At 68.1% G+C, this 26007-nt stretch carries 28 protein-coding genes and 2 tRNA genes; 15 read left to right on the plus strand and 15 right to left on the minus strand.

Annotated elements, in window-relative coordinates; all coding sequences use genetic code 11:
• Nucleotides 1–45 precede the first annotated feature (45 nt).
• Nucleotides 46–1059: a helix-turn-helix domain-containing protein gene (locus tag AB0H93_RS05290; protein WP_358567708.1), complete on the minus strand. Its 1014-nt coding sequence runs from the start codon at nt 1057–1059 to the stop codon at nt 46–48.
• A gap of 43 nt (nt 1060–1102) precedes the next feature.
• Here AB0H93_RS05290 and AB0H93_RS05295 point away from each other — a divergent pair, with 43 nt between their 5' ends.
• Nucleotides 1103–2368 (plus strand): MFS transporter, encoded by a 1266-nt coding sequence (locus AB0H93_RS05295; protein ID WP_358567710.1) that lies wholly within the window; start codon nt 1103–1105, stop codon nt 2366–2368.
• Here the strand turns inward: AB0H93_RS05295 and AB0H93_RS05300 are convergent.
• The gene (locus tag AB0H93_RS05300) at nt 2337–2951 is read right to left on the minus strand and encodes an SRPBCC family protein (RefSeq protein ID WP_358567712.1); all 615 of its coding nucleotides are present in this window, start codon (nt 2949–2951) and stop codon (nt 2337–2339) included. The two genes, AB0H93_RS05295 and AB0H93_RS05300, sit on opposite strands and share 32 nt — an antisense overlap.
• Before the next feature lie 126 nt (nt 2952–3077).
• On the opposite strand from AB0H93_RS05300, the gene AB0H93_RS05305 reads away from it, so the two are divergent.
• Nucleotides 3078–4166: a hypothetical protein gene (locus tag AB0H93_RS05305; protein ID WP_358567715.1), complete on the plus strand. Its 1089-nt coding sequence runs from the start codon at nt 3078–3080 to the stop codon at nt 4164–4166.
• 9 nt (nt 4167–4175) lie between these two features.
• Here the strand turns inward: AB0H93_RS05305 and fxsT are convergent, their stop codons facing one another.
• Entirely contained in the window at nt 4176–6854 is a 2679-nt protein-coding gene (fxsT, locus tag AB0H93_RS05310) for an FxSxx-COOH system tetratricopeptide repeat protein (RefSeq protein WP_358567718.1), read from the minus strand.
• A 183-nt stretch (nt 6855–7037) separates the two neighbouring features.
• Here fxsT and AB0H93_RS05315 point away from each other — a divergent pair, with 183 nt between their 5' ends.
• The gene (locus AB0H93_RS05315; RefSeq protein ID WP_358567721.1) at nt 7038–7661 is read left to right on the plus strand and encodes a DUF1707 domain-containing protein; all 624 of its coding nucleotides are present in this window, start codon (nt 7038–7040) and stop codon (nt 7659–7661) included.
• 161 nt (nt 7662–7822) lie between these two features.
• Here AB0H93_RS05315 and AB0H93_RS05320 read toward each other — a convergent pair whose 3' ends face one another.
• The 3 genes from AB0H93_RS05320 to AB0H93_RS05330 form a co-directional block, all read right to left on the minus strand.
• Entirely contained in the window at nt 7823–8950 is a 1128-nt protein-coding gene (locus AB0H93_RS05320; protein ID WP_358567724.1) for a hypothetical protein, read from the minus strand.
• Between the two features lie 103 nt (nt 8951–9053).
• Nucleotides 9054–9371 (minus strand): hypothetical protein, encoded by a 318-nt coding sequence (locus AB0H93_RS05325; protein WP_358567727.1) that lies wholly within the window; start codon nt 9369–9371, stop codon nt 9054–9056.
• Between the two features lie 261 nt (nt 9372–9632).
• Entirely contained in the window at nt 9633–10001 is a 369-nt protein-coding gene (locus AB0H93_RS05330; RefSeq protein ID WP_358567730.1) for a nuclear transport factor 2 family protein, read from the minus strand.
• A gap of 196 nt (nt 10002–10197) precedes the next feature.
• On the opposite strand from AB0H93_RS05330, the gene AB0H93_RS05335 reads away from it, so the two are divergent.
• The 4 genes from AB0H93_RS05335 (at nt 10198) to AB0H93_RS05350 (ending at nt 13098) form a co-directional block, all read left to right on the plus strand.
• Nucleotides 10198–10566, plus strand: a complete 369-nt coding sequence (locus AB0H93_RS05335) for a metalloregulator ArsR/SmtB family transcription factor (protein WP_358567733.1) — start codon at nt 10198–10200, stop codon at nt 10564–10566.
• Nucleotides 10563–11045: an SRPBCC family protein gene (locus tag AB0H93_RS05340; protein ID WP_358567736.1), complete on the plus strand. Its 483-nt coding sequence runs from the start codon at nt 10563–10565 to the stop codon at nt 11043–11045. Before AB0H93_RS05335 ends, AB0H93_RS05340 begins: the two co-directional genes overlap by 4 nt.
• Nucleotide 11046: 1 nt before the next feature.
• On the plus strand, nt 11047–11631 hold the full coding sequence (locus AB0H93_RS05345; RefSeq protein WP_358567739.1) for a TIGR03086 family metal-binding protein: 585 nt from the start codon (nt 11047–11049) through the stop codon (nt 11629–11631).
• A gap of 108 nt (nt 11632–11739) precedes the next feature.
• Nucleotides 11740–13098: an MFS transporter gene (locus AB0H93_RS05350; protein ID WP_358567742.1), complete on the plus strand. Its 1359-nt coding sequence runs from the start codon at nt 11740–11742 to the stop codon at nt 13096–13098.
• A 496-nt stretch (nt 13099–13594) separates the two neighbouring features.
• On the opposite strand, the gene AB0H93_RS05355 is transcribed toward AB0H93_RS05350, so the two are convergent.
• The gene (locus tag AB0H93_RS05355) at nt 13595–14026 is read right to left on the minus strand and encodes a hypothetical protein (RefSeq protein ID WP_358567745.1); all 432 of its coding nucleotides are present in this window, start codon (nt 14024–14026) and stop codon (nt 13595–13597) included.
• A gap of 167 nt (nt 14027–14193) precedes the next feature.
• Here AB0H93_RS05355 and AB0H93_RS05360 point away from each other — a divergent pair, with 167 nt between their 5' ends.
• The 3 genes from AB0H93_RS05360 to AB0H93_RS05370 all read left to right on the plus strand — a co-directional run bounded on the left by AB0H93_RS05360 (nt 14194) and on the right by AB0H93_RS05370 (nt 17138).
• On the plus strand, nt 14194–14367 hold the full coding sequence (locus AB0H93_RS05360; RefSeq protein WP_358568471.1) for a GNAT family N-acetyltransferase: 174 nt from the start codon (nt 14194–14196) through the stop codon (nt 14365–14367).
• 1093 nt (nt 14368–15460) lie between these two features.
• Nucleotides 15461–15841, plus strand: a complete 381-nt coding sequence (locus AB0H93_RS05365) for a hypothetical protein (RefSeq protein WP_358567748.1) — start codon at nt 15461–15463, stop codon at nt 15839–15841.
• A gap of 406 nt (nt 15842–16247) precedes the next feature.
• On the plus strand, nt 16248–17138 hold the full coding sequence (locus tag AB0H93_RS05370; protein ID WP_358567751.1) for a hypothetical protein: 891 nt from the start codon (nt 16248–16250) through the stop codon (nt 17136–17138).
• A 124-nt stretch (nt 17139–17262) separates the two neighbouring features.
• Here AB0H93_RS05370 and AB0H93_RS05375 read toward each other — a convergent pair whose 3' ends face one another.
• Nucleotides 17263–17469: a GntR family transcriptional regulator gene (locus tag AB0H93_RS05375; protein WP_358567754.1), complete on the minus strand. Its 207-nt coding sequence runs from the start codon at nt 17467–17469 to the stop codon at nt 17263–17265.
• 59 nt (nt 17470–17528) lie between these two features.
• Here AB0H93_RS05375 and AB0H93_RS05380 point away from each other — a divergent pair, with 59 nt between their 5' ends.
• The gene (locus AB0H93_RS05380) at nt 17529–18263 is read left to right on the plus strand and encodes a site-specific integrase (protein WP_358567757.1); all 735 of its coding nucleotides are present in this window, start codon (nt 17529–17531) and stop codon (nt 18261–18263) included.
• 126 nt (nt 18264–18389) lie between these two features.
• Here AB0H93_RS05380 and AB0H93_RS05385 read toward each other — a convergent pair.
• The 4 genes from AB0H93_RS05385 to AB0H93_RS05400 all read right to left on the minus strand — a co-directional run bounded on the left by AB0H93_RS05385 (nt 18390) and on the right by AB0H93_RS05400 (nt 21463).
• A tRNA-Arg gene (locus AB0H93_RS05385) sits at nt 18390–18462 on the minus strand.
• Between the two features lie 43 nt (nt 18463–18505).
• Nucleotides 18506–18595, minus strand: a tRNA-Ser gene (locus AB0H93_RS05390).
• 80 nt (nt 18596–18675) lie between these two features.
• Nucleotides 18676–20670, minus strand: a complete 1995-nt coding sequence (locus tag AB0H93_RS05395) for an acetoacetate--CoA ligase (protein ID WP_358567760.1) — start codon at nt 20668–20670, stop codon at nt 18676–18678.
• 91 nt (nt 20671–20761) lie between these two features.
• On the minus strand, nt 20762–21463 hold the full coding sequence (locus AB0H93_RS05400; RefSeq protein WP_132479170.1) for a dienelactone hydrolase family protein: 702 nt from the start codon (nt 21461–21463) through the stop codon (nt 20762–20764).
• 263 nt (nt 21464–21726) lie between these two features.
• Here AB0H93_RS05400 and hisC point away from each other — a divergent pair, with 263 nt between their 5' ends.
• Complete coding sequence (hisC, locus tag AB0H93_RS05405) at nt 21727–22788, plus strand: histidinol-phosphate transaminase (RefSeq protein WP_358567764.1); 1062 nt, start codon at nt 21727–21729, stop codon at nt 22786–22788.
• 231 nt (nt 22789–23019) lie between these two features.
• On the opposite strand, the gene AB0H93_RS05410 is transcribed toward hisC, so the two are convergent.
• Together AB0H93_RS05410 and AB0H93_RS05415 are read right to left on the minus strand one after the other, a co-directional pair.
• The gene (locus AB0H93_RS05410) at nt 23020–23493 is read right to left on the minus strand and encodes a hypothetical protein (RefSeq protein ID WP_358567767.1); all 474 of its coding nucleotides are present in this window, start codon (nt 23491–23493) and stop codon (nt 23020–23022) included.
• A 57-nt stretch (nt 23494–23550) separates the two neighbouring features.
• On the minus strand, nt 23551–24345 hold the full coding sequence (locus tag AB0H93_RS05415; RefSeq protein WP_358567770.1) for a L,D-transpeptidase: 795 nt from the start codon (nt 24343–24345) through the stop codon (nt 23551–23553).
• A 17-nt stretch (nt 24346–24362) separates the two neighbouring features.
• Between AB0H93_RS05415 and AB0H93_RS05420 the strand changes: the two genes are divergently transcribed.
• Entirely contained in the window at nt 24363–24605 is a 243-nt protein-coding gene (locus AB0H93_RS05420) for a hypothetical protein (protein WP_358567772.1), read from the plus strand.
• A 70-nt stretch (nt 24606–24675) separates the two neighbouring features.
• On the opposite strand, the gene AB0H93_RS05425 is transcribed toward AB0H93_RS05420, so the two are convergent.
• Nucleotides 24676–25239: a hypothetical protein gene (locus tag AB0H93_RS05425; RefSeq protein ID WP_358567775.1), complete on the minus strand. Its 564-nt coding sequence runs from the start codon at nt 25237–25239 to the stop codon at nt 24676–24678.
• A gap of 338 nt (nt 25240–25577) precedes the next feature.
• Here AB0H93_RS05425 and AB0H93_RS05430 point away from each other — a divergent pair, with 338 nt between their 5' ends.
• Both AB0H93_RS05430 and AB0H93_RS05435 read left to right on the plus strand, forming a co-directional pair.
• Nucleotides 25578–25814: a Scr1 family TA system antitoxin-like transcriptional regulator gene (locus AB0H93_RS05430; RefSeq protein WP_358567778.1), complete on the plus strand. Its 237-nt coding sequence runs from the start codon at nt 25578–25580 to the stop codon at nt 25812–25814.
• A complete protein-coding gene (locus AB0H93_RS05435) occupies nt 25811–25996 on the plus strand; it encodes a DUF397 domain-containing protein (RefSeq protein ID WP_358567781.1) in 186 nt (61 codons plus the stop codon). Before AB0H93_RS05430 ends, AB0H93_RS05435 begins: the two co-directional genes overlap by 4 nt.
• Nucleotides 25997–26007: the final 11 nt, after the last annotated feature.

A 26007-nucleotide genomic window follows, 5' to 3' on the forward strand; every position in this document is an offset into this window, starting at 1 on the left:
ATGCTTCCTCCCGCGAGGTGGACCGGTGGTCTGACCATCAGATCCTCAACCAGGCGGGAGGGCGGCGGCAAGGGTTCCCCGGAAGGTGCCGCGGTAGGCGCTGGGCGACACGCCGAGCGTCGCCTGCAGGTGCTGCCGGAGCGAGGCCGCGGTGCCGAAGCCCGCGTCCGCCGCGATCCGGTCGACGGACAGATCGGTCTCCTCCAGCAGCTGGCGGGCGCGCTCGATGCGCTGCTGGGTGAGCCACTGCAGCGGCGAGACGCCGACCTCGTCGCGGAACCGGCGGGTGAACGTCCGCACGCTCATCGACTCCCGCACGGCCAGTTCGCGCAGCGTCAGCGGCCGGTCCAGGTGTTCCAGCGCCCACGCCCGGGCCTGCGCGGTCGAGGCGGACTGCGGTTCGGGCATCGGCCGCCGGATGTACTGGGCCTGGCCGCCGTCGCGGTGCGGCGGCACCACGGTCGTCCGCGCCACCTCGTTGGCGACCGCCGCGCCGTGGTCGCACCGGATCATGTGCAGGCACAGGTCGATCCCGGACGCCTCGCCCGCCGAGGTCAGCACGTCGCCGTCGTCGGTGTAGAGGACGTCGGGGTCCAGCCGGACCGCCGGGTAGAGCCGCCGGAACTGGTCGCAGGACCGCCAGTGCGTCGTCGCCCGGCGGCCGTCGAGCAGCCCGGCCGCGGCCAGCACGAACACCCCGGTGCAGATCGATGCGATGCGGGTGCCCGGCCGGATCAGCGCGAACGCCGCGGCGAGCTCCGCGCCGAGCCGGCCTTCGGTCTCGGTCTCGTCGGGCTCGTGCGTCGCCGGGAAGATCACGGTGTCCGCCTCCGCCAGCGCTTCGGGGCCGTGGGCGACGTGGATCGGGAAGTCCGCGTCGGTGCGCACCATCCCGGGGACGAGCGCGCAGGTCACGACCTCGTACAGGGGTTCTCCGGCGGGCGAGAGGGCCCGCCCGAACAGTTGGTGCACCAGGCCCAGCTCCATCGGCATCACGCCGTGGCGGACCAGCACCGCTACTCGACCGGCCATGGCCCGATCCTTGCACATGTTGGCCATCAGGCCACTCGTTTCGCGGCGGGCGGCGGCGCAGGGTCGGGGCATGACGATCGAAACAGCCACCCGGACGGGCATCCACCGCGCGTGGTGGGTCGCCGCGGTGACCGCGCTGGTGGTCATCTGCGCGGGCGCCTGCGCCACCACCGCCGGCCTGCTCATCACCCCGCTGCACCACGAATTCGGCTGGTCGCGCGCCGCCATCGGCGTCGCGGTCTCGGTGAACATGGCGCTCTACGGGCTGACCGCGCCGTTCTCCGCGGCGTTGATGGACCGCTTCGGCATCCGCCGGGTGGCCGTCGCCGCGCTGCTGCTGATCGCCGCCGGCGCCGGGCTGACCACGGTCGTTTCCGATTCCTGGCAGCTGGTCGTGGGATGGGGGCTGCTCGTCGGCGTCGGTTGCGGCGCGCTGGCGATGGCGTTCGCCGCGACCGTGACGCACCGCTGGTTCGTGGCCCGGCGCGGCCTGGTGACCGGCCTGCTGACCGCGGCGAGCGTCTTCGGCCAGTTCGCGTTCCTGCCGGTGATGTCCTGGGTCATCGACCACTTCGCGTGGCGCTCGGCGACCGTGGGCCTCGCGCTGATCGCGCTGGCCACGGCGCCGCTGGCGTGGTCGGTGCTGCGCGACCACCCCGCCGATCTCGGCCTGCGCCCGTACGGCGCAACGGTTTTCGAGGCGAAGCCGGAGCCGGTGCCGGGCGCGGCCCGGCGCGCGGTGCGACTGCTGTTCGACGCGGCGCGGACCGGCCCGTTCTGGTTGCTGGCGGGCACTTTCGCGATCTGCGGGGCGTCCACCAACGGGATCATGTGGACCCACTTCGCCCCTGCCGCGCACGACCACGGCATGCCGACCACGATGGCGGCCTCGCTGCTCGCGGTCATCGGCGTGGTGAACGTGGCCGGCACGATCGGTTCCGGCTGGCTCACCGACCGGTTCAGCCCACAACTTCTCCTGGCCGCTTACTACGCGCTGCGCGGCCTCTCCCTGCTGGCGCTGCCCGCGCTGTTCGGGCCGACGGTGCAGCCGGCCATGATCGGCTTCGCCGTTCTGTTCGGGCTGCTCGACGTCGCGACCGTTCCGCCGACGATCGCCCTGTGCCGCCAGGTCTTCGGGGCGGGCGGAGCGATCGTCTTCGGCTGGGTGAGCGCTGCGCACCAGGTGGGTGCCGGGCTGATCGCCTACTTCGGCGCCGTGGCACGGGACCTGCTCGGTTCCTACGACGCGGTTTGGATCGGAGCCGCCGCGCTGTGCGCCGCGGCCGCGCTGATGGCCGTCGCGATCAGGCGGTCGTCTGGTCCAGATCGGGCGTGAACCGGGCGCTCGCCGCGGCCACCCCGTCGGCGATCTGGTCGCCGTCGGCCGTGCCGGAATCCGCGGTCGCGGCGGCCCACGCCTTGATGGCCTGCCGGGAGAACTCCTGCACCGCAGCGGAGTTCTCCCACCCGGGCACGTGTTCGCCCCGCAGGTACCGGTCCAGGCCGAGCAGGTCGACGTCCCAACCCGGGCCGACGAACAGCGCGCCCGCGCCGCTGCTGATCGGCTCCATCGGGACCGAATGCATCATCTCGAGCCCGGTGCCGTCGTCGGTCTCGGCGAGCCGCAGCTCCAGAACGCTGTCGCCGAACGTGATCTTCACCAGGCGCGGTGCCGCGCAGCGCAGGATCTGGCCGCCGGCGTTTCCCTCGAACTGGTAGCGGCCGCCTTCCCGGAGTTCGCCGGTGATCGGCAGGAACCAGCGCCGCAGCCGGTCCGGTTCAGTGAGGGCGCGCCAGAGTTCCTCGATCGGGGCGGCGTAGTTGCGGCGCAGCAGCACGCTGACCTGCGCGCCACCGACGACCGAGTGCTGGCTGACCACGCGCTGCACGGAGGTGACCTGCCTGGTGATGTCGAACATGTGGTGCCTCCCAGTCCGGACTCCCGCGGGCCATCATCCGGCCTCGAACCGCGGTCCGCTCGCTCCCGACTCGTCCGGGTCGCCCATCCCCCACACCGGCGGGCGGGCGCCGCTTAGGATGTGATCATGAGTGCTCAGGAGGCGGAATTACGCCTGTTCACAGGCGATGTGAGCGCGTCGGAGTTGGGCGTGTCGGCGAAAGTCCGCTACGAGCACGTCGAAGAGCACGGCTTCCCGAACGAAGAAGACGCCTTCCGCCAGGCGGGCACGGCCGCCTACCGCGCCGCTCCCCTGCTGCGACTCATCGGCGAACGCGGATCGCGCAAGCTGATCACGGGCCGGGTGCGCATCGCGGTGCGGCCGGACGCGGCGCCGTCGGTCACGATCCTGGTGACGGCGCTGTGGTCGGAGCGCGACCGCTGGACGCAGGTGCAAGACGTGCGATCGCAGCTGGACGACGCGCTGGCCGCCTCGCTGGCCGAGCCTCCGCATCCGGTGCACGGCGACGCGCGGGACGTGGCCGCCATCCTCGCCAAGGCGGTGGCCGAGTCCTCGCACAACGAGGTCACGAAGGTCCGCGCGCTGCGCTACGAGCTGGAACGGCGACTCGCCGACCAGCTGGCCAACCGCAAGCAGGAGCCGATGCGGCGGCTGCTGGCGGAGGTCATCGAGCTGTCGATCGCGTTCAACCGCGCCCGGGACGAGGCGCGCGCGGCGATCCGCGACGACCTCTGGCGACGCGACGAATCGGCGCACCAGCACGGCGAGGCCACCGAGCCACCAGGCCCGGAAACCCCGGTCCCGGACCGGATGCACTACAACGCGATCCGGCACTGCCGTTCGATGAGCAGCCTGCTGGAGGAGGAAACCGCGCGCCTGCACTCGTTGCAGGACAGCATGTCGACGATCTCGGTGGCGCAGGACGCCGAAGCGCAGCAGAACTTCAACCTGTTCGCGGCCGCGGCGGCCGCGGGGCTGGGGCTACCGGCGCTGATCCTGTCGTTCTACGGAGCCCAGACGTACCTGCCGCTCACGTCGTTCGACCGCGCGGCGCGGGCGCTCCTCCCGGTCGGCCTGACGGCCCTGGTGGCGGTGATGATCGTGCTCCGCCAGATGCCGTGGCGAGCGCGATTCCGCCACTACGCAGGAGGTTTCACGCTCGTCGTGTGCGTGCTCGCCGTGCTGTGGGTGGCGGGAGCACTGGCACCGCACTGATCGCGGACATCAGCGCCGCTTCGACGGCCGGGGTTTGGACCGGAGAATGGGTTTCAGCTGTTCCTCGGCTTGCCGCACCTGGTCCGCACCTTCTCCGAACTTGCGCCGGTACCCGGCTATGGCGCTCTCGGCCACATGTCGTGCCCGTGCGGCCTTTCCCACCTTGTGGAGCGCTAGGGCCAGCGCAGAATACGTCTGCAACACATCTGGATGATCGGAGCCGAAGATCGCCCGTTGCCGCGTGTGCACATCGGCCAACAACTGTCGGGCCTGAGGTGCTCGATTCACCCGAATCAAGTCCACACCGCAATGAACGGCAGCAACCAGAGTGTAGGGGTGGTTCGCACCTCGCACTCGAACGTACCTCTGCCACGCCTCACGCCTCAACCGGCAGGCCTCCTCGACCTCACCGAGTCTTTCCAGCACGAACGCAGCACTGTCCATCGAATTCAAGACGTCCGGATGGTCTTCACCGAGCAAATCCCTGCGCTTCACCCACGCTTCGTCGCACAGCGCACGCGCGCGATGAACCGCGCCGACAGCAGCCAACGCCGTCGCCAAGCTGGTCATCGAACGTAGGACGTACGGATGGGCATCGTCCAATACCTGCCGGAGCTTCCCCAATGCCGCCTCGTGCAGCTCGAGCCCGCGTTTTTCCTCACCTGTGCGGACCAGACCGTTTGCCAAATTCGTCATCGAGTGCAAAGTTTCCGGGTCATCCTCGCCCAGGTGCCGACACCGCTTCTCCAATACAGTCTCTTGCACTTCGCAAGCCGACGCGCGATGGCCCAACTCATCGAGAATCACACCGAAGTCACTCATGGAACGCAGCGTTCCGGCGTGGTCTCCGAAATTCGCTTGCCATCTGGGCAAAGTGTCCTCGATTAGCGCATGGGCCTCGTGATACTCCCCGAGCAGGTACTGGCTGTGGGCCACCTCGTTCGCCGCGGTCAACGTGTGGATGTCGTCAGGGCCGATGCGGTCACGCCACTGCTCGTAAAGGCGCCGGACGAAAGGCATGGCCGACGTGACGTCTCCGCGGCGCAACAGGTACAAGACAGCACTGCAGGCGAGCGAACGCAGTCGTTCGCTGTCAGTGGTCGCCGGATCCGTCTCGACCAGGTGCGGCAGGAGCCGCGCCCACTCCGGCCACGCCACCGGATCCTCGGTGCTTCCCGGATCAACCTCGGCGAGCAGGGCTTCTGCGCTGGCGCGCAACGCCTTTCGCCGGTCGGCCGACAGCTGGTCGCGGATGACCGACTGCACCAGGCGGTGGAGGCGGATGGTCGCGTTGCCGACGCGGGCCAGGCCGATGCGGCCGATCCGCGCGACCAGCTTGCCGAACGCGAGCGGATCCCCGGCGACCTCCGCCAACTCGTCCGGCAGCGCCTCGGGCCTGCTCAGCCAGCCCGTCGGGATCGGCTCCGGCGCGAACATCGCGCACACCTGGAGCAGCGCGACCGCAGCAGGTTCGTCCGCCGCCAGCCGCTCCATCGACACGCGCACCGCAGCCGCCAGCGAGGTCGAGTAGGAACTCGGCGGCTTCTCGTTGAGCACGTCGTTCGTGCGGCTCGCCAGCAGTCGGAGGTACTCCGGCACCGACAGGCCGGTTTCCGCCAGGGTGCCTCCTGCCTGCGCCAACGCGAGCGGCAGGTCGCCGAGCTCGTCGGCGAGCCGGTCGGCTTCGGCGTCCGCGAGATCAGGTTGGCGGGAGCGCAGCAGAGCGATCGACTCCTGCCGCTGGAACTCCTGCACCTCGGTGCGCGTCCCGATCTCGTTCCAGGCCGGGTTCCGCGAGGTGATCAGCACATGCCCGGCGGCCCCGGAAAGCCAGGGCCGCACGGCATCCGGGTCCTCGGCGTTGTCAAAGACGAGCAACCAGCGGGAGTTCTCCCGAAAGTACTTGCGCACCGCGAGTTCCGCCGCGGTGTGGTCGGTGTTCGTGCCGACCAGGCCCGCCGCGACGGCCAGCGCCGCGAACTGCTCGCTGATCAGGCCGGTCCGCTCGGAGTCGATCCACCACACCAGGTCGTACCCGGCGGCGAAGCCGTGCGCGTACTCGATCGCCAGCTGCGTCTTGCCGACGCCGCCGATCCCGTGCAGGACCTGCGTGTTCTTGCCGGAGAGCAACCGCTCCCGCAGCGGCACCAGCACGCCGTCCCGGCCGGTGAAGTCCGAGTTCCGCCCGGGCACGTTCCACACTGCCGGCGGGCGCCCCGGAACCCGCGGCCTGGACCCGGCCTCCTGACCGCGGGCCTGCGCGCTGGGCGGGAACTCCGGCCGCCCGTCCGGGCGCTGCGGGCCGCGAGCCGCGTCCAGCAACGCCTTGCGGGCCTGGTCCTCGTCCAGTCCGAAGAGCTTCTGCGCGATCAGCGGGCGCAGCAGCTGCGGCGGCTCGCACTCCTCCACCACCAGCGGCAACAGCCTGGGACGCTGCTGCTCGTCGTGCACGAAGGCGCTGGCCCACTCGTCGGTCGTGTAGCGCTGCGGTTCGAAGTAGGCGGGCGAGAACAGGGCCACGACGCGTTCGGCATCGTCGAGCGCGGCGGCCATCTTCGTGACGAAGTTGTCCCCGGCGGCCCAGTCCCAGGTGTCGAGCTCGACGGTGTAGCCGGCGTCGACCAGGTGCCAGGCCACCCATTCCGCCCACGCCCGGTCCCGGCCCGCGTGGCTGATGAAGAAGTCCACCCCAGGTAACCCCCAGCTGCCCGGTCGAGAACTGCGAAACGCACCGGAACGAGATGCCGAACCAGCAGGGTACCGCGCCGTGATCGCCGGAAGCCCCGAAGCAGCGATGTCCACATAGGACTCCAATGTCAAAATGTCCGGTATTCCGACGTGGCGAAGTCGCCCGAGCTCTAGACTGCTGGCATGAGCAGCACAGACGGGAGCGACGACCGATCCCTCCGCGCATCGGACGACGAACGCGCCGAGACCGCGCAGCAACTCACCGAGGCGGTGGGGGCCGGACGACTGACCCTGACCGAGTTCACCGACCGCGTCGACGCCGCCTACCAGGCGGTCACGCGGGGCGAGCTCGCCGAGCTGGTGACGGATCTGCCCGCCGCGCCGTCGAACCTGCCCGCCGAACCCGCCGAACCCGCCAACGAGACCAAGCGCCGGTGGAAGATCGCGATCATGGGCGGCTCCGACTACAAGGGCCGCTGGCAGGTGCCCCGCAAGTCCGGCTACTTCGCGCTGATGGGCGGCTCCACGATCGACCTGCGCGAGGCGACGCTGCCCGGCCGGGAGATCGAGATTGTGCTGGTGTCGATCATGGGCGGCAGCGATGTGATCGTGCCGCGCGGGGTCCGAGTGGTGGTCGACTCAACGGACTTCATGGGCGGCAACACGGTCAAGGTCGACGAGGACGCGGAGATGCCGAACGCCCCGGTCATCCGCATCCGCACCTACTCGTTCATGGGCGGCAACGACATCAAGCACCCCAAGCCCAAGAAGAACTGGCTGGCCCACTGGCACCGTGATCCACAGTAGACACTTCAAGCGGGCCTGACCAAGGGGGTTTCAGGAAGCCTTCGGGAGCCCCCATGCCGAAGGCGCCGGGTGTCTGGTCCCGGTGGCGATTTCGCGCGAAACGGCAGCCCGCGCCCCTCGGTGTCGTCGCCCACCGGAACTCGCAGGTCCCCGGCGAAGGATCAGCGCGGATCGCGTTCTGGGATTCCGAGAGCGGGGCGCAGCATGTCGAGCAGCGCTGCGGAGGTCTCCTGGGGCGACTGGCCCGTGGTGTCGAGGACCATCCGGGGTTCCCCGGAACTTCGCAGCCGCTCCGCCTCCGCCGCCGCTCGGACCGCCACCCGGCTCTGCACTTCCGGCGGCGCGGCGCGGAGTTCGTCGCCCGCGAGCAGCGCCGACTCGCCATCGGCCCGGCGTCGGATGCGGTCTTCCAGCGCAGCGGCATCGGCGTCCAGCCGGACGACGGTGACGAGCTCCTCCGCCAGTGCGCCCATGAGGTCCGCGTCCGGCTCGCGGGTCACGAGGATCAGCGACTGCGCCCCCGCCTGCCGGTAGCCGCGCCACAGCGCCGCGAGTTCGGCCGCCTGGAGAACGGGATCCGGCCCGGGATGGACGAATCCGAGCTGGTCGAGGTCGATGTACGCGGTCGGCGCGCCGCTCTGCCAGAGGTCGCGCAGCACGCTCCACGCGGCGGTCGACTTGCCCACCGCGGTCGCTCCGGTCACGACGACCACCGGCATCGGCGGCAACCCGTCGCCCGCGGGGGCCAGCGGCTGCACCGGGCCGGGCCGGACGACGCAATGCCCCATCAGGGCATCGACGGTGTCGTCGGGGCGATGGCCGGTCGTGTCCAGCGGGGTGCCGATCGCCGCGCGGTCGATCCGGTCGACCACCTCGAACAGCTCCCCCAGCATGCCGGCCGGCGATCCGCGCCCGAGGAACCGGCTGCGCAGTTCCTCCCGGTCGCAATGCAGCCGCACGAGCGCGAGATCGATGTGAGCCGCCTCTGCGCTACCCGCGAAGAACGGTTCGACGCCCAGCTCCGGATCCACGACGCCGGACACGATCACCTGCTGCACGCCGCGCTGCCGCAACACGGCGATCACCCGCAGCAGGTTGGCGGCCTTGATCTCGTGGCTCGCCGCGCCGCCGCCGGGTGGTGGCCCGATCAAGCCGAGCTGATCGATGTCGACGTACGCGACGCTGCCGCCCTGCCCGGAGATGCGCGTGAACAGCCCCCAGCCGGACGTCGACTTCCCCGCTCCAGGCGCACCGGTCACCCAGAGCACCGGAATCGTGCTGCTCCCCATACCCAGTGAGCCTAGGAACCCCGGTCAACCGAAATTCGCCGAACGAAGCCAGGAACCACGAGGCGCCGAACGAGATGCCGCGGTCGCCGAAGATCAGGGGCCGCTACTTCGCGCTCCATTCGCCCTCCGGTGCGCCATCGACCGCCTGAGCGGCCCTGTCCCGCCGCCCCTGAGCCAGGCTCCGCGGCACCAGGACGACCAGCGGCACGGCGAGCACCGCGGTCAGGACCAGCCAGCCGATCAGCCAGAACCACATGTCGTCGGCGGAACCACTCGCGTCGCCGTCCGGGACGGCGACCAGGACCGCGGCCAGCGGCAGCAGCGGGGCGAGGATCGCGGCGAGGACGCACCCCACCACGACCTCCCGGCGCTGCACCTCGGTGCCGCATCCATCGGGCCTCGGTTCGGATTCCGCCTGCATGGCCAACCCTCCGTCCGGCTCGTGCCCCATTGCGGCAGACGCACGAGCACGGACGAGGTTGCCTTCCGAAGCTGCCAGGCCCTCCGGTTCCGCCGTCGGTCAGCGGAGCAGGGCCGCGTCCAGTTCCGCCAGCAGTTGCGCCTTCGGCCGGGCGCCGACGACCCGGCCGCGCAAAGCGGCCGAAAAGCAAGAATCCCCCTGCAAGAAGGGGTTTCTGCTGTCTCGACCGGCCGTGCGCCCGATCCGAACCGGGCGCGCCCGTCAGCGGTAGTCGTTCTCGTTGAGCGGGATCACCCACGCGCGGCGCTCGCAGATCTTGCCGTCGCGCATGCGGAACACCTCGGCCATCGACATGCGCACCTCCTCACCCGCGGCGCGCTTCGCCGTGCCGTTGATCTCCGCCATCACCACGTCGTCCTGCTCCACCAAGCGCACGACCTCCAGCTCGGGCGGGTCGATGAACTCCGGCGCACCGTCGATGGCCTTGTCGTAGGCCTCCTTGCCGGTCAGCTGGAACGCACCGAAAACCGTCCACCGGATGTCCTCGGTCAGGCAGGACAGGATCTGCTCGTGGTCGTTCTTGCGGAAACCGTCCAGGTAGGTGTTGACGGTCTCGATGTTGCGCGACATGGGTGCCCTCTCGCCCTCCGGTGAACCGCTTGCAATCCGCAAGCATCGAGAAGGCCAGAGGAAGCAGTTTCAAAACGCAAGCAGTCTTCGTTCGCAATCAGTGATGCGCACAAAGAGGGGCTTCCTCAACCGCTCGGTTGACAACGAGGAGAAGGCGTCCTAGCTTGATATTCAACCGATTAGTTGAGGAAGAATCGTGGACGAGAGCACGGAGCGGCTCAACCGGGCGTTCGCGGCATTGGCCGACCCGACCCGGCGCGAGCTGGTGGCCCGGCTGGCCGGCGCGGACGCGACCGTGGGCGAGCTGGCCGAGCCCTACGACATGAGCCTCCAGGCGATCTCCAAGCACGTGAAGGTGCTCGAGGAGGCCGGCCTGGTGACCCGCAGCAAGGACGCCCAGCGCCGGCCGGTCCACCTGGACGCGGAGGTGTTCGACCTGATGTCGAAGTGGATCGAGCGCTATCGCCGGGAGGCCGAGGAGCGCTACCAGCGCCTCGACGCCCTGCTGGGCCGGATGGCCGACGACGAGAACAAGAACCAGTACCGCACGGAGGACGCATCATGACCAAGCACGAGACCCAGATCCTGGCGGACGAGAAGGTTCCGACGATCGAGATCCTCCGGGAGTTCGACGCGGCTCCCGAGCAGGTGTACCGCGCCCACGTCGATCCCGAGCTCTACGCGCAATGGGTCGGGCCGCGTTCGCTGACCACGAGGGTCATCCGGTGGGACGCTCGCACCGGCGGCTCGTGGGCCTTCGCCAACGATCGCGGCGGCGAGGAGATCGCCTCCTTCTACGGCAGCTTCCACGAGGTGCGGCCGAACGAGCGGATCGTGTGGACCTTCACCTACGAAGGCCTGCCCGACGGAGTCGCACTGGAGACGCTGACGTTCGAGGAACTCGAGAACGGGCGCACGCGACTGCGGATTCTGAGCGTGGTGCAGGACTTCGAGACCCGCGACGGCATCCTGTCCAGCGGCATGGACGTCGGGGTCAACGAGGGCTACGACAAGCTCGACGAGCTGCTCGCGAAGAAGGCCTGAGATGACACCTCGAGGCCCAGCCCAGCAACACGCTCACGACGCCGACCGGTTCACCGAACTGGTCGAGTCCGCCGCGGCCGACGACTGGGCGCGCCCCAGCCCGGTCGCGGAGTGGACGGCCCTCGACATCGTGAAGCACCTGGTCGAGTGGTCCCGCGGCTTCCTGGCCGGTGCCGGAATCGAGCTCCCGCCCCTGGACGTCGAGGCCGACCCGGTCGCCGCCTGGAAGCAGCACGTCACCGACATCCAGGCGATCCTCGACGCCCCCGCCGGGCGGATGCTCAGCAACCCGCACACCGGCGCCAAACCGGTGGACGAGGCGATCGACCGGTTCTACACAGCCGACGTCTGGATGCACACCTGGGATCTCGCCAAGGCGCTCGGCCGCGAGCCCGACCTGGGCCAGGAGCGCTGCCGCGCCGCGCTGGCGGCCATGAAGCCCGTGGAGCAGATGCTGCGCGACAGCGGGCAGTTCGGTCCCGCCGTGCCCATCGCCGACGGGGCCTCCGCGCAGGACGAGCTGATGGCCTTCATCGGCCGCGATCCGGCCTGGCCGTCCACCGGCCGAGCCGTCGCGAACGACTAGCTCCCGCCGACGTTGACACATACCCCATAGGGGTATATAAATCCTCCCGACATGAATACCCCTCTGGGGTATGCAGCGGTGACTGCGGTCGCCCGGGAGGAGACGGACATGGGACTGTTCGCGATTCGCGACTACCGGCGGCTGTTCAGCGCTCAAGTCATCGCGTTGTTCGGCACCGGCCTGGCCACCGTCGCGCTGGGCCTGCTCGCTTACGAGCTCGCGGGCCCACGGGCCGGCGCGGTTCTCGCCACCGCGCTGACGATCAAGATGGTCGCGTACGTGGTCGTCGCACCTCTAGCGGCCGCGTACGTCGACCGGCTGCCCAGGCGTTGGTTCCTCACGATCCTCGACGTGGTGCGCGCCCTGGTGGTGATCGCGCTGCCGTTCGTCACCGAGGTGTGGCACATCTACGTCCTGATCGGGGTCCTCCAGACCGCGTCAGCGGCGTTCACGCCAACGTTCCAGGCGGTCATCCCGGACATCGTGACCGAGGAGGCCGACTACACCCGCGCGCTGTCCGCATCGCAGGTGGCCTCCACCATGGAGAGCCTGCTGAGCCCCGTGCTCGCGGCCGTGGCGCTCACCTTCATGTCGTTCAACCTGCTGTTCCTCGGCACCTCGGCCGGATTCGCCGTGTCCGCGCTGCTGGTCCTGTCCACGCGCATCCCCAACGCGCGCCCCAGCTCGCACGCGAACGCCTGGGACCGGGCCGTGGCGGGGATCCGCACGTTCGCGGCCACCCCGAGCCTGCGCGGCGTCATGGCGCTGAACCTCGTGGTCGCCGCCGCCGGCTCCATCGTGGTCGTCAACACCGTGAACTACGTCCGCGACGTCCTCGGCGGAACCCAATCCGACGTGGCCTGGATGCTCGCCGCGTCCGGAACGGGGACGCTGCTGGTGGCCGTCGTCCTCCCGCGCGTCCTGGACCGGGTGGCGGACCGGTTCGTGATGCTGATCGGTGCCGCGGTGCTGGTGCTCGCGGTCGGCGCGGCGGTCACGACATCCGCGGCGAGCATCGCCGCAGCACTGCCGACCGGGGTGATCTGGGTGGCGATCGGCGGCGGGATGGCGCTGATCATCACGCCGACCGGGCGGGTGCTCCGCCGGGCGGTCGATCCCACCGGAATTCCCGAGGTCTTCGCGGCCCAGTTCTCGCTGTCCCACCTGGCCTGGCTGGTGACCTACCCCATCGCCGGATGGGTCGCCACGCAAGCGGGCTTCACGACCACGTGGACCCTGCTTGCAGGCCTGGCGGCGATCGGAGCGGTCACGGCACTGGCGGTCTGGCCTCGCGATGAGAAAGCCGAAGCCGGAGGGCCTGCGGCAGTGGCGGTCCAGCCACGAATCAGGAAGACCGAGGCTCAAGCCCAGGTGGCGGTCGCGACCGAAGTCGCCACCCGGGAAGCCGCAGAAGCTGCGGAGGGCACGCTCGCGGCATCCCAGTGCGCCTGCGTCCGCACCATCTGAGGCCGCCGGCCAACACCGCGTAGAACTCCGTTGAGGACGAGCACTTCTCGCCCACCGGTCAGCCGGGGCGAGATGTGCTCGTCCATTGCTTTGCGCACAACACGAGCGATCGGGCTGCCGAACCGAACGGCATTCATCCCGCCCGACGCACATCGATGAACGACTGCGAGAGGCATCACACCACGCGTGCCGAAAAGACCCGAGACAGCAAGAAGCCCCCTGCAAGAGGGGGCTCCTAGCTGTCTCGACCAGACTTGCGCCCGAAGGGATTCGAACCCCTAACCTCCTGATCGGGTTTCCGTGGTCAACAAATTTTGCCGTTGTTCGTCGACGCCTGCTATGAGCTGCGGCAACACCGATGGGAGGTTCGTGGTTGCTTGCCGTTGTCTGCCGTCTCCTACGGCGGGTTCTTGGCAATTTCTTGGCAACCTGTACGTCCCGCCGCCAGAGATGAAGTTCTGCCCCGGCCGTGTCACGTGTTCTGCCGATGAAGGGATCAGTCCGGGTAATGCCCGCCGAGTCGCCGCCAGTGCTCAACCAGCTCGGGCTGCACCGGTGCTGCCAAAACCTCAGCGAAGTCCTTCTCAGCCCTACGAGCAACCTTCTCGGTGGCCTGCCGAACCTCTTCGTCAAACCGCGCATCCGACTTGCTCGAATCCGGCAACTTCTCCCTGATGAGCCGCATGCTGGCGGTTCCACGAAGTTCCGCCAGACTCTGATCAAGCGCGATCTGATTACTCCGTAGCTCGTCAGCCCAACCAAGCTCCGCGGTGTGTCGGTCATCGAGGATGATGCCGGCACTCGACAGCACACCGTGACGGACCGCGATCCGTAGAAGGTCAGCGCTGAAAGCACGAGCCTCGGCGAGCGCCCACGGTAGCTTCTCGAAGTCCGCCTCGGGATACTGCTCAATCGTGCGGCCGGGCACGTCGCACCAGGTGACGCTGGCAGGGGGCAGAGACGGTAGAGCATCTACAGGTCCTATCCGGAGCGATTGGCTCCCCGTCGCAGATGGCGGAACTCCGCCTTGACGTTTGATGTGTCGCCCAAGCCGCAGCTCATCGTTACGGGGTCTGAGGGTCTGCCTCCCAGCAGATCTATGGGTTTTCTGTTGCCCCCGAGCCCCAGGGGCGGGGAGTGGGGAGTGCACTACTACAGGCAGTCCGGCAGGAGGCTGCCGCTCGGGACGCACGCCGGATTACGTTGCGAGTGCTTGGTACCAATGCCCGAGCTCAAAGCGCTCTACCGTCGACATGGCTATCAGGTTGAAGGGATCCTGCGGGAAGAGTTCTCCCTGCAGGGGCAGTACGTCGATGACGTCCTGATGGCGTTGGACCTCAGAGCTGAAGTTTGATCAGACGGCACCCCCTCCGTGGCTCCCGGCCGCCGAGGTCTCGGTAGCAAACCCCCAGGCCTCCTGCCCTTGGTTTGCGTGGCGCCCCGGCGATCGAACCTCGAACCCGCGGATTCTGAGGCCACGTCCCCGGTTGCCTCCGGTCACTTCTCATTACCGCGTATGACCTGCCGTCCGCAACCAGTGCTTGAAACAGCGGTCGGCGTTCGGGCTTGCTGTCATAGTGGACGCCGTCTACCACGGGAGTGCGGATCGATGAATACCGAAAGGATGCGCGTTGCACAGCCTTACCCTGCGGTCCTGGTCAGTTTTATGACCCCTCTAAGTAGTTTCTCTCACTACCAACGTTGTCGCTTGATCGTCCTATTTCGCGACGTTGGCAAGTTCGAGTAGATTTGCCGTGTGCATAGATCAACAAGCAAGATCCTGGCCGGACTGATGGTAATTGGACTCCTGCTGGGCGGTGGACAAGCTGGTGCGTCCGAGCAGGCGGCGCCACTGGACCCTCCGCCAATTCCACCGCCGCCGTGTGACGTTAACGAGTTCAACTGGGGCGGTGGAACACTGGACCCCGGTTCTATCGAAAGCTTCAAGCCCGGCCTAGCACCTGGTTCGATGGAACTATGGGCCGACTACGATCCTCAAGGAAACCCTATCGCAGTAAAGTACGAGCACCAGGCCGTTGGCAAATACGTCTCCGGCGCGAATGACGCCAACTTCCGGGATGTACTCCGCGTCAACAACCAGGCAACTGTGCCGCGAACCCCGCACGACGGGTACTCGCCTACCTATCGCATACACAGCGACAATGCAGATTACGTGCTGGAAAATGGAGTCCGAGTAGGCTGGAAGAAGGGTGACATTGTCAGCATCCTGGTAACATCTGAATTTTTCCCAACCAACACATGGGGGAGCGCAACCGCCTCCTGCACACTCTAGTTTTTATTTCATGAAGAATGCAGCCTAGAGTGCAGGCGACCGAGGGAAATTACTGGTACCATGAGCGACATGTCCGACCCGACTAGGTTGCTTGAACTTACAGACAGTTCAATCGGAAAAACCTTCACGCTTACCAACATCACCCTAGATGGCCGCAGGCTCGAATTCAAATATTTGCTAAGCCCGGGATACGCATCGGATCAATTCGGCGGTGTCGAGATAAGACGTGGGATTCCACAATTTTCGGCTACTGTAGAATCAGGCGATAACCCTACCCTCTACGGAAGTGGCGGCGTGGAGCCTGGCGATCCAACCTGGGGGCATTATATCTTTGAGTTGACTGAGGATGTTGCCGCAGAAGACATTGTTGTGACAATTCGACCGTTCGCCGCGCGACATTCTTCGCTGTCGCTTCCCTTGTTCACATTCTTAGGGCGCACCGACGGCTGACTGGGTGATCTACTTTCGGTCCCCGCTAAGCCTTCTAATCATAGTGGGTTCACGGCCGGCGGACCGAGAACTTGCGCCGCCGGTCGACGGATACAACGCCGTCTTTTCAATAAGGCTGAGCAATGAGTGGGCAAGATCCGCCGCGCGATCGAAAAACAACTCTGGCCGCCTGATCGACAAGATCTTCTGGGAGACCAAGCAGGGCTGAGGTCACGAGCTTGACCAAGACGCCGACCAGCGAAAACATGCCATCGTTGGTCGGCGTCTTTTTCGTCTTTCGGCCTGCTTACAGCCTGGGATTGTCCAAATTAGACATCCTGCTGCTGGCTCTTCGGTCGGGACCAGAAGCGGGCAACCCCGTTCGGCAAGCAACGGCTCGGTATCAGCTTTCACCGGCCAACTCGATTTGTCCGGAGCGAGCCTGACGGCCACCAACGGCCCCGCACTGCACGCAGACGGACTCACCGTCAACGGCGACATGCACCTACGCGGGGGTTTTCAGGCCAGCTCCGACAGCAGCCTCGGCACCCTCCGCCTGTCCGGCGCGACCATCACCGGCCAACTCAGCCTGCGCAACGCCGAGATCAGAAACACCGGCGCGACGGGGCTTGCTCTGGACGTCAATGGAGCCAAGGTGCAGGGGGATCTCTTCCTTCCCCTGGACGCCTTTCCCTCGGATACCGATCGTCCGTTCCGGGTCAGTCTCGACGGGTTCTCGTACCCGTTCGTTCCTGGAGATGCGACCCTTCAGGACTGGCTTCGACTGCTGGCCAAACACACATCTGGCTACGCCGCCCAGCCCTACCAGCGGCTTGCCACTGTTCACCGCGCTGCCGGACACGACCGAGACGTTCGGCGGATCTTGATCGCTCAGCAGATTGACCACCGCCGCCGTGGCAACCTCGGCAACCGTGCCCAGAAGCTCCTCCACCGCGCCAGCGGGGCGTTCATCGGCTACGGACACCGCCCCTGGCGCGCCCTGCTGTTCCTCGCAGCCGCCTGCGCCCTCGCAGTAGTCGTCACCGTCTCCGCGAGCCTGCTCGGCCTCGCCGTCCACCCCACCAAGACCCCCGGCGAACCAGTCACCCCCTGTGCACCAGCCGAAGCCATCGGCCTCGCGCTGGACACCTCCGTCCCTGTGCTCAAACTCGCTGGCGAGAAACGATGCGAGATCGCAGCAACCACCGGCTGGGGCCAGATCTTCTACCTCGCCAGCTACATGCTTCAGGCGCTCGGCTGGGCCTTTACCACTCTCTTCGTCGCCGGATACACCGGTCTCCTCCGCAAAACCACCTGAGGCCAGCGCCTGGTGCGCCAGATAGGCCGGCCCTTTAGCGCGCAACTCAACTCGGCCGCGTGCGTACCAGTGCGGACGCGACTGGCATGGTTACTCGCGCTCCTGCCGGCGCTGGTCGGCACGCTCACCGATTCGCCGCCACGAACGTGCCTCGACCGTGCACCACGGCCAGCACGCCGCGCTCCTTCAGCTCGGCGACGGCGCGCCGAACCGTCACCCTGGCGACCCCATACAGCTCGGCCAGTTCAAGCTCCGTCGGCAGCTTCGAGCCCGGTGCCAGCTCGCCCGACTCGATATCCGCCACCAGGTCGTCAGCAACCTGCTGCCACAACAGTGCAGGGCCGTCGTGGTTGATGCGGCTCGAACGATCCTCTCAAGCACGTCAAGGCCGTGATCAGCCACATCATGATCTTCGCGATGGAGGCCGGCGTGGCGGAGAAGAACCCGGTCAAGGGGATTGCTCCGCTGACCGAGCGGCGGGCGAAGACCAAATGCAAGAAGGCGCGGTCTCTGACCCGGGACGATGTGTTCGATCTCCTCGGGAAGCTCGATACCGACGAGGAGGCCCAGCGACGGGACCTGCCGGATTTGGTGCGGTTCTTCATCGCCACCGGCGAGCGGTCTGGGGAGGCTCTCGGGGCTCGCTGGACGGACTTCGATGCCAAGAAGAAGAAACTCCGCATGGACGGCAACATCATCCAGGCGCGCGGCAAGGGGACGGTCCGCAACGACGGCAAGTCCGAGACTGCGGGGCGTGACATCCCTCTCACCGACTGGTGCGTGCAGATGCTCTTGGAGCGCAAGGCCAGGCTCGGCGTCGTCAACGAGGACATATCGGTCTTCACCAACACGAAGAACGGCTACCTCAACGCCTCCAACGTGATCAACTGGGTGTGGGTGCCGTTCCGCACGCGGGCCGGGTACGAGTGGGTGACCTTCCACACGCTCCGCAAGACGTTCGCCACGCTCCAGGACGAAGCCGGGCTGACGGCCCGTCAGGTGGCGGATCTGCTGGGGCACTCGCACGTGTCGATGACGCAGGACAACTACTTCGGGCGGGGTCAGGAGTCCCGTGCGGGCGCTGAGGCGCTGGACTTCCTGGACCCCGGGGCTCACCGTGAGTAGCCGAGGAAAGTTGGCAATTTATTGGCAACCCGGGGCCTGAACGGCAGTCAGCAACCCGGCCGTTTCGAGCCCTGAAAAGCAGCGAACCCCCTGCTGGAGGGGGTTCGCGGCTGTCTCGACCAGACGTGCGCCCGAAGGGATTCGAACCCCTAACCTTCTGATCCGTAGTCAGATGCTCTATCCGTTGAGCTACGGGCGCGTTCTTCAGTTTTGTGATCTCCACCTGGCGGTGGAGGCCACAGCGGAGGCTCCGGGATTTGAACCCGGGAGGGGGCGTAACCCCCAACCGCATTAGCAGTGCGGCGCCATAGACCAGACTAGGCGAAGCCTCCCGGTAACCCTCGCGGCCACCGGAGAAAAGATTACACACCCCTCCGAACGGCCGAAACAGGGGGGTCGGTTTTTCCGTCCGTCACCCGTTCAGGTCGGCACTGAGCTGCACGAACGGGTCCAGGGACGCCGGGTTCTGGAGGGCGTCGCGGCTGACCGCCCGCTCCGGAGGCGTGCCGGCGAGGATCTTCTTCACCGGAACCTCCAGCTTCTTGCCGTTGAGGGTGCGCGGCACCTCGTCGACGACGATGAACCGGTTCGGCACGTGCCGCGGCGAGAGCTCCGCGCGCAGCGCCGCCTTGAGCCGCGGCTTGACCTCGTCCAGCTCGGCGCGCTCGGCCAGCACCAGGAAGCACAGCAGTTTCCCCTCGGCCTCGCCCGCGCCCGAGGTGTCGATCACCAGCGAGTCGACGATCTCCGCGAAGCCCTCCACCACCCGGTAGAACTCCGCGGTGCCCATCCGGACGCCGCCGCGGTTGAGGGTCGAATCACTGCGGCCGTAGATCACGAAGGTGCCGCGGTCGGTGAGCCGCACCCAGTCGCCGTGCCGCCACACCCCCGGGAACACGTCGAAGTACGCCTCGCGCAGCCGGGAGCCGTCCGGGTCGTTCCAGAAGAACACCGGCATCGTCGGCATCGGCTTGGTCAGCACCAGCTCGCCGACCTCGTCGTGCAGCTCCCGGCCGCACTCGTCGTAGGAGGCGACCGCCGCGCCGAGCAGCGCGCAGGAGATCTCGCCCAGCCACACCGGCACATCCGGCGCGGCGCCCACGAACGCGGTGCACAGGTCGGTGCCGCCGGAGACGCTGGCGATCTGCACGTCCTCGCCGATCGCGTCGGCCACCCAGCGGAAGCCGTCGGTGGTCAGCGGCGCCCCGGTCGAGCCGACCGTGCGCAGCGCGGACAGGTCGAAGTCGTCCCCCGGGCGCAGGCCGCGCTTCAGGCAGCTCTGGATGAACGGCGCCGACGTGCCGAAGTAGTCCACCCGGTGCCGGGCCGCCAGTTCCCACAGCGCCGACAGCGTCGGGTAGCCCGGATTGCCGTCGTACAGCACCAGGGTCGCGCCGGCCAGCAGCCCGCCGGCCAGGAAGTTCCACATCATCCAGCCGGTCGTGGTGAACCAGAAGAACCGGTCGCCCGGGCCGAGGTCGCAGTGCAGGCCGATGGCCTTGAGGTGCTCCAGCACCATGCCGCCGTGGCCGTGCACGATGCCCTTCGGCAGGCCGGTGGTGCCCGAGGAGTACAGCACCCACAGCGGGTGGTCGAACGGCACCGGGTCGAACACCAGCGGCGCGCCGCGGTGCCGCGCGAGCAGGTCGTCCCAGCCGATGGCGCCCGGCAGTTCGGCCGCCTCGCCGAGGTAGTCGACCAGCACCGTGCCGACCAGTCCCGGCATCGCCTCGCGTAATCGATCCACAGTGGACCGAATGTCGAAAGTCCTGCCGCCGTAGCAATATCCGTCGACCGCGATCAGCACCTTGGGCTCGATCTGCACGAAGCGGTCCGCGATCGCCCGCGCGCCGAAGTCCGGCGAGCACGACGACCAGGTCGCGCCGAGGCTTGCCGCGGCGAGGAAGGCCACCAGCGTCTCGGGGCAGTTCGGCGCCAACGCCACGACGCGGTCGCCGGCCTGCACGCCCAGCTCCGCGAGGCCCGCCCGCGCGGCGGCGACCCGCTCCCTCAGCTCGCCGTAGGTGATCTCCTCGCCGCGGCCGTCCTCGCGGGCGAAGATCACCGCCAGGTCGTCGTCCGCCTTGCCCGCGCCGTCGCGGAGAGCGTGCTCGGCGTAGTTCAGGGTGGCGCCGGGGAACCACTGCGCGCCGGGCATGACCTCGGCGACCAGGACCTGCTCGGCGCGGTCGTGGAAGCGGACGTCGAAGAACTCCGCCACCGCCGACCAGAAGGCGGTCAGATCCGACACCGACCACTGCCACAGCGCCCGGTAGTCGGCCAGGTCGATGCCGCGCTCGGTGCGCAACCACTCGCGGAACGCGGTCATCCGGCTCGCGGCCACGCGTTCCGGGCGGGGCCGCCACAACAGCTCGGGAACCTGCTCGGGATCGGTGCTCGGTGCCATGGCCTTTGATAACCCACCGAGGCCCGGTTCAGCCAGCCTTCGACGCCGCTGAGCTGCCGGTTCGCACCGGCAGCCCCAGGCGTCACAGGCGTCAGCGCAGGTGGAGGTCCAGCCAGTTGCGGGCCCGGCGCCACGCCTCCGCCGCCGCTTCCGCGTCGCGGTCGAAGCGGTGCCCGGCGCCCTCGTAGCGGACCACGTCGCTCACCGCCGGCGCGGCGTCGGTGACCTCGCGGAGCTTCTCGACCTCGCCGGCCTCGATCTCGTCGTTGTCCCCGTACAGGCCCAGCCACGGGCAGGACAGCTCGCCGGCGATCTCCACCAGCGGCGGCAGCCCGGCCGACAGCGGTTCGAGGATCCCGTGCCCGCCGACGCTCACCGCGGCACCCACGGTGCGGCTGGCCGCCACCACCAGCGCCGCCGAACCGCCGATGTCGAACCCGATGACGCCCTGCCGGTCGGCCGGCACGCCGCGGTCGGAGAGCCAGAGGAACGACGCGTCGGTGTCGGCCAGGATCGTGTCCCCGGACAGGCGTTGCACCTGGTCGAGCACGTGTTCGTCCGGGTGGTGGTCGTGGAACTCGTCGGTGCCGTCTCGGTGGTAGAGGTGCGGCACGACGGTGAGCCAGCCTTCCTCGGCGAGGGCGCTGCTCAACCGGCGCACCCGCTCCGTGACACCACGGGCCTCGTGCAGGACGACGAGCCCGCCGCGTACCACGGTGTCCGGTTCGGCGATGGTGAGCCGGAGTTGCGTGCCGTCGGTGAGCGCAAGCGTCTCGGTCCGGGTTTGGGTCATGCCGTGCAGGTAATCACGCCGAAGTGAACATGAGTCAACGACTTCAACCGGTCGGACGAGTGAATTCAACGGATGGTCACCAATACGAGGCACCCGATTGGGCCATCCGCAGCACACCCCCATCCGTGAACCTCGTCACGCGCACAACTTGCACAGTCTCCAGCGCTCATCGGCCACTCCCGCTGCACAAAATGACCCGTGCCGCCAATTCCTCGCTCAGGAGCGTTAACGTCCAGGTGACCGACCTGAGCTAGGAGTCGTAAATGACCGTGCGCACTCGTGCCGACCTCGACCAGTTGCCCGCTTATGTCGCGGGTCGCACCATCCCCGGCTCGATCAAGCTCGCCAGCAACGAGGTTTCCGAGGGCCCGCTGCCCAGCGCGGTGGCGGCGATCAACCAGGCGGCCGGCGAGGTGCACCGCTACCCGGACATGGGCGTCGGGCTGCTGACCGAAGCGCTGGCCGCGCGGTTCGACGTGGATCCGGAGCGGATCGCCGTCGGCTGCGGTTCCGTCGCGCTGTGCGAGCAGCTGGTGCAGGCCACCTGCACCGCCGAGGACGAGGTCATCTTCCCGTGGCGGTCGTTCGAGGCCTACCCGATCATCACGCACGTCGTGGGCGCCAAGCAGGTGCGGGTGCCGCTGACCGCCGGGCACGCGCTGGACCTGGAGGCGATGCTCGCCGCGATCACCCCGGCCACCCGGCTGATGTTCGTGTGCACGCCGAACAACCCGACCGGCACGCTGCTGCGGCGGGCCGAGCTGGAGTCGTTCCTGGACCGGGTGCCGTCGGACGTCCTGGTGGTGCTCGACGAGGCGTACTTCGAATTCGTCAGCGACCCGGACGGCCCGGACGGCGTCGAGATCGCGAAGCAGCGCGAGAACGTCGCGTCGATGCGGACCTTCTCCAAGGCCTACGGCCTCGCCGGGCTGCGCGTCGGCTACACCGTCGCGCCGCCGGAGGTCGCGGCCGCGCTGCGGAAGGTGTCCATCCCGTTCAGCGTCAACGCCCTCGCCCAGGTCGCGGCGATCGCTTCGCTGGAGGCGCAGGACGAGCTGCAGAAGCGGTGCGCGAACGTGATCGCCGAGCGGGAGCGGGTGCACCGCGAACTGGTGGCCATCGGCTACGAGGTGCCCGAGACGCAGGCGAACTTCGTGTGGCTGCCGCTGGGCGAGCGCACCACCGAGTTCAACGAGCACTGCCTGGAGAACCGGGTCGTGGTCCGCGCCTTCGTCGGGGAGGGCGCGCGGGTCACCATCGGTCAGCCGGAGGAGAACGACGCGTTCCTGGCCGCGGCCCGCTCGTTCGGCCGGATCGGCGGCTGACCGGAATTTCCCGGTACGGCTGGAAGAACAGCGGTGGTGCCCGACGAAGAGAGGGGGAGTACTTCGTCGGGCACCACCACCGGGGGTGTGATCGTTTGAGCCGAAACGACCACGTGGAGCGCGTAGTGATCTACGCAGCACCGGAATCTAGTGCTGATCAACCGGAACGGGCCAGCCGACAACTTAGGCATGTACCCATTCGAGTGAAATAAACCAATCGGTCGGATGATCTCAGCCCGTAACGGCGTGGTGCCCGCGGACGGCGACAGGGGTCGGCGCGGTCGGCAGCGGCTTGGCCGTCGGCACCCTCTCGATCGGCCGCGGGGTCGACCCGCCGGGGTCGCAGCCGAGTCCGCCACCGGGGCCACCGGGGTTGCGGACGCCAGGGGAGCCCTGCCCGCCGGGAACGCCCGGCGGGCAGGGCTCAGGGGTGGGGGTGTGCGGCTTCGGCTTCTCGGGGACGGTCGGGTGGTCCACGATCGGCGCGTTGACGCAGTCGTTGGCCTGCGGCGACAGGATCGGCACCACGGCGCCGAGCACCGCGATGTTGTTGCCGCACAGCTGGATCGGCAGCGCGCTCAGGTTGTTGTCGTTGCCGATGTTGATGCCGTCGTTGTCGGCGCTGTCCGCGAAGGCCGGCGCGGTGCCGGCCAGGATCCCGGTGCCGGCGGCGAAAATCCCGGCGAGGCAAGCCGTCTTGCGCATACTTCGCACTTCCTTTTCTGTCGTAGTTCGGGAGGGGAGGATTCCCACCCGCGGCGATCACCGCAGGTGGACGATGGTGCCCAACGGCAAGGTCATGAGCAGCCGAAGCGCGTCGTCGGGGACCCGGACGCATCCATCGCTGCCGGCCTGGCCGAACACCGAGGGGTCGGGCCAGCCGTGCAGCGCGACGGTTCCGGGGCCGCCGCCGTAGGTGCTGAAGGTTTCCGAGTGCGTGCCGAGCGGCAGGATGATCGGACTGAACCGGGTCACGGTCTCCTCAATCGCCGCCATGATGAAGGTCCGGCCGCGCGGCGTCTGGGTGTTCGGCGCGCCGACGCCGACGGTCCACTCCCCGACCGGCGCGCCGTCCTTGCGGACCACGAGCCGCCGCGCGTCGATGTCGACGTCCACGACGTATGGCGACCGCGCCCGCTCGACCTCGCCGCCGGTGCGCACCCAGCCGACCGAGCCGTTGGGCCGGGACGGGAGCAGGACCTGCAGCCACGGCCCGCGCTCCGCGATCACCGGCACCCAGGTGGGGTTTTCCAGCTGCGTCGCGGGGAGCTTGGCGAACACGGGGCCGCCGGGCGCGGTGTGCACGGCGACGTCCTGCTTGACGCGCAGCACGACGCCCTCGGTTTCCGCTTTCGGCGCGGGATCCTGCGGCGCCTTGGGGAAATCGGCGAAGGTCGTCGCGGCCGCCTCCATGCCGAGGTCGGCCCGCGCCATCGCGGTGGCCGGCTCGATCGGCGACGCGCCGGAGCAACCGGCGAGGCCGAGGCAGAGCGCGCCGAGCGTGGCCGCCGTGGCGACGCGTGCGCGGCGTCTGGTACTTGTTGTGCGCAGCCTCATGATCAGCTCCTGGCCCGTTGGCGTACCTGTTGTCGGCAGCGTCCGGCGATGGCCGGGAAGCCTGCGGCAGCGACCTGATCGAAGAGATCAAGTGCCGCCGGGACGCTAACGCGGGTGCCGGGAGCGCCGACGCGGGCTGGCAGGTGTCCGATCACCGGCGCGCATGGCCTGATCAGTACAAACGGGCCAGCGCGATCATCAGGTGCGGAGCGTTACTGAAACTAGATCGCACGATCGTGTCGGGTTTTTACCTCTACTGAGCGACAAAAAGGCCGGGCTGTCCGCGTCGAGGGGCGACTCGGACAACCCGGCCCAGAGGGCCTCGCGGCGTCACTTCCAGGTGGCGAGCAGGCCCAGCGGCTTGCTGTCGACGTCGGTCGGCGAGTACTCGACCTTCAGGCCGGTGGCGTCCGCCGGCACGTCGTAGATGATCTGGCCGGTCTCGGCCTTGCCCTTGTCGGTGAGCAGCTTGATGAACGAACCGGAGATCTCCATCGAGGCGATGGCCGGCTCGTACCGGTTGCCGTTGGCGTCGACGAGGATGAACTCGTCCTCGCTGACGTTGCCCGCGACGCCCTTGGCCAGCTCCGCCGACGCGTCGATGACGACGTACTTGCCCTTCTCCGCCTCGAAGTCCGCCTGGCCGGTGAAGTCGGTCGGCGCACCGATGGTCAGCTTCAGCTGGGTGCCCTTGTCGGTGGAAACCGTGGCCGGCTGTCCGAAGGAAACGCTCTGCGGACCAGTGGACTCGGACTCTCCGCCGCTCTCGGTGCTGCTGCTCGACGAGGAGGACTTGGTGTCCCCTCCGTCGGACGTGCTCGGCTTCGAACCGACACCGCAACCGGACAGGGTGATCAACAGCGCCACGGATAACGGCGCAATCAGCCTCTTCAATTTTCCTCGCTAGCACGAAAAGTACTTCAGGCCTACTCCAACGCGCGGAACTTTCCCACAAGCACCCAGACGGAACAATCGGAATGACAAATGTCCTGTAGGACACTTGGGTTGAACTCCGGATTCGTTGCCCGACACGCCCGGAGAACACCGCCACGACCAGGGATTACGCCGCCGAAAGTGGCCGCCACCGGCCGGGATATATGCGTCCCCGTGTCTGAATTGTGGCCTACCTCATGCGGCTGTCGTGAGTGCGCAACCGGGCCAGAACCTGCTTCACCACTCACGACCAGGGCGCAGCCGGCGCGAGATCGGAGGCATCGGCATCGAGCCGGATCGTGCCGTTCGACCTGGGCTCCTACGGCGCCATGCCGGGCGGCCTCACGATCATCGGTCACGGCGATCCCGACGACCCACCAGCCGTCTATCTGGAGTACGCCGGTGGCGGTTCGCGGGTGGAGAATGTGAGCGACGTTAAACATTTCGCGGACATGTTCGCCGAGATCGCTGGATCGGCGCTCAGCGCCGAGAAGTCGGCCGAACTGATCCGCGCACAGGCGAGGGCGTGGGGATGAACAACCTGAAGTGGCGCAAGAGCAGGAGAAGCGGCACGAACAACTGCGTCGAGTTGGCCATCGGCGAGTCGGCGACGCACATCCGCGACACCAAGGACCGCGGCGGCGGCACGCTGCGCGTGAACCAGCGCGCCTGGGCCGGGTTCCTCGGCGGCGTCAAGGCCGGTCGCTTCGACCGGTGACCGATCCGTGC

The organism is Saccharopolyspora sp. NPDC050642, assembly GCF_040654735.1.
Lineage (GTDB): Bacteria > Actinomycetota > Actinomycetes > Mycobacteriales > Pseudonocardiaceae > Saccharopolyspora > Saccharopolyspora elongata.

Coding starts and splice junctions, on each gene's coding strand:
- AB0H93_RS05290 (WP_358567708.1), bottom strand. CDS start 1,059: ATGGCCAACATGTGCAAGGATCGGGCCATGGCCGGTCGAGTAGCGGTG.
- AB0H93_RS05295 (WP_358567710.1), top strand. CDS start 1,103: ATGACGATCGAAACAGCCACCCGGACGGGCATCCACCGCGCGTGGTGG.
- AB0H93_RS05300 (WP_358567712.1), bottom strand. CDS start 2,951: ATGTTCGACATCACCAGGCAGGTCACCTCCGTGCAGCGCGTGGTCAGC.
- AB0H93_RS05305 (WP_358567715.1), top strand. CDS start 3,078: ATGAGTGCTCAGGAGGCGGAATTACGCCTGTTCACAGGCGATGTGAGC.
- AB0H93_RS05315 (WP_358567721.1), top strand. CDS start 7,038: ATGAGCAGCACAGACGGGAGCGACGACCGATCCCTCCGCGCATCGGAC.
- AB0H93_RS05320 (WP_358567724.1), bottom strand. CDS start 8,950: ATGGGGAGCAGCACGATTCCGGTGCTCTGGGTGACCGGTGCGCCTGGA.
- AB0H93_RS05325 (WP_358567727.1), bottom strand. CDS start 9,371: ATGCAGGCGGAATCCGAACCGAGGCCCGATGGATGCGGCACCGAGGTG.
- AB0H93_RS05330 (WP_358567730.1), bottom strand. CDS start 10,001: ATGTCGCGCAACATCGAGACCGTCAACACCTACCTGGACGGTTTCCGC.
- AB0H93_RS05340 (WP_358567736.1), top strand. CDS start 10,563: ATGACCAAGCACGAGACCCAGATCCTGGCGGACGAGAAGGTTCCGACG.
- AB0H93_RS05345 (WP_358567739.1), top strand. CDS start 11,047: ATGACACCTCGAGGCCCAGCCCAGCAACACGCTCACGACGCCGACCGG.
- AB0H93_RS05350 (WP_358567742.1), top strand. CDS start 11,740: ATGGGACTGTTCGCGATTCGCGACTACCGGCGGCTGTTCAGCGCTCAA.
- AB0H93_RS05365 (WP_358567748.1), top strand. CDS start 15,461: ATGTCCGACCCGACTAGGTTGCTTGAACTTACAGACAGTTCAATCGGA.
- AB0H93_RS05395 (WP_358567760.1), bottom strand. CDS start 20,670: ATGGCACCGAGCACCGATCCCGAGCAGGTTCCCGAGCTGTTGTGGCGG.
- AB0H93_RS05400 (WP_132479170.1), bottom strand. CDS start 21,463: ATGACCCAAACCCGGACCGAGACGCTTGCGCTCACCGACGGCACGCAA.
- hisC (WP_358567764.1), top strand. CDS start 21,727: ATGACCGTGCGCACTCGTGCCGACCTCGACCAGTTGCCCGCTTATGTC.
- AB0H93_RS05410 (WP_358567767.1), bottom strand. CDS start 23,493: ATGCGCAAGACGGCTTGCCTCGCCGGGATTTTCGCCGCCGGCACCGGG.
- AB0H93_RS05415 (WP_358567770.1), bottom strand. CDS start 24,345: ATGAGGCTGCGCACAACAAGTACCAGACGCCGCGCACGCGTCGCCACG.
- AB0H93_RS05435 (WP_358567781.1), top strand. CDS start 25,811: ATGAACAACCTGAAGTGGCGCAAGAGCAGGAGAAGCGGCACGAACAAC.